The following is a 1,239-nucleotide window of genomic DNA, read 5'->3' as shown; positions in this document are numbered from 1 at the left end:
GAGAGTTTAAAGAGATCACCTCACTGCGTTGATTAGCGATCGCGGCCGTTAAACGTTCAGCGGCAGAGGTGGTGGAAGCAATGTCTTCAATACCTTTAACCGTGGTATCAAGAACGAGACTTATCTTATCGGCCATTTCGGGCTCCAAGTTTTGACAAAATCAGCTCATATCGACGCACTGCTACATCTTGATTCCATTGGCGTAATTCAGACTCTGACGTATTGCGGTGCATCGGAATGAGGTCGATTAAAGACTCAACGTCTTGGGGCGAAAGAATCCCGCCGATTGTTGAAAAAAAGCGCCCACCTGCGGTTTTAGCGCAAGGTAGTCATTCAAAGAAAGGAATTGAAAGTCTTCTTTTTGAAGACCGGTGACCACACGAAACATGAAATCTTCACGCTCCTCGTCATCCTCAATATCTGCGATAGCCTCAGAGTGTTGAACCTTGGGCACTTGAAACTTGATACGACTGAACTTATCTCCCGCTTCGTTTTCAAATGGCTCAAGTAAATCAAACTCAAAGCAGTCACCCGTAAGCTTTTTGCCCTGAATACCATCACTTGGCTTTAATACCACGTCACAGATGTCTTCATACAACTGAAGAAAATCAGGTGAATGCAGCGTATTGAATTTCTCGAATTCTAATTCTGCACAATGTAGAATGACGGCCTTGCGCTGCTCAAACTCTTGCTTAGCTGTCATGTTAGTGAGTTTGATATGCGGCAGGGATTTAAAGTCAGCCGTCGAAATGGTTTTCAGTGTCACCGTTCTTAGATTTGTAACCTGCGCTTGAAGATTGTCTGTCTTGCGCTGAAGTGCTGAAATTTCGTCTTCAGTCGCTTGTGTCGTTACTTGAGTTAGCTTCTTTTTAAGCTGAAGTAACTCAGCCTCTAGCTCTTCGCTTTTAGAAGTATCCCAACTGAAGAACTTGAGTACGCTTGTTTTATTGATCATGAATTTTATCCATAAAAAAGCCCCACTTACAAAGTGAGGCTAACTAACAGCTATTCGTTTTACTGTTTAAATTCCCGCAACACCCATCAAATTAACACCGCCCACAACAGATTTACCCGTGTCGACATTGATGTCATGAACGACCATTCCAGTGTCTGTCAGCTTGTAAGCTTTACACGTGCCTTCGATGGTCACCGTCGGCTTTTCGCCCATTTTAATGGCGTCTTTCTTGATGTTAGTAATTGGACCATAGAGAGAGTAAAGCTCTTTGTAATTCATACCGT

Annotated in this window: 2 protein-coding genes; both read right to left on the bottom strand. The window is 43.4% G+C overall.

Features of this window, described 5'->3' with window-relative positions; genetic code table 11:
* Positions 1-247: 247 nt before the first annotated feature.
* A complete protein-coding gene (locus BCU12_RS20175; protein WP_241909884.1) occupies positions 248-955 on the bottom strand; it encodes a phage tail assembly protein in 708 nt (235 codons plus the stop codon).
* Between the two features lie 66 nt (positions 956-1,021).
* The coding region (locus tag BCU12_RS20170; protein WP_198599398.1) for a phage major tail tube protein at positions 1,022-1,239 on the bottom strand (218 nt) is incomplete at its 5' end.

The organism is Vibrio sp. 10N.261.55.A7 (assembly GCF_002877365.1).
Classification (GTDB): domain Bacteria; phylum Pseudomonadota; class Gammaproteobacteria; order Enterobacterales; family Vibrionaceae; genus Vibrio.
The sequence above is the reverse complement of the archived record's forward strand: the minus strand, read 5'-3'. Positions and strand labels throughout refer to the sequence as shown.

Excerpts from the sequence above, each read along its gene's own strand:
- BCU12_RS20175 (WP_241909884.1), bottom strand. The coding sequence starts at position 955 with ATGATCAATAAAACAAGCGTACTCAAGTTCTTCAGTTGGGATACTTCT.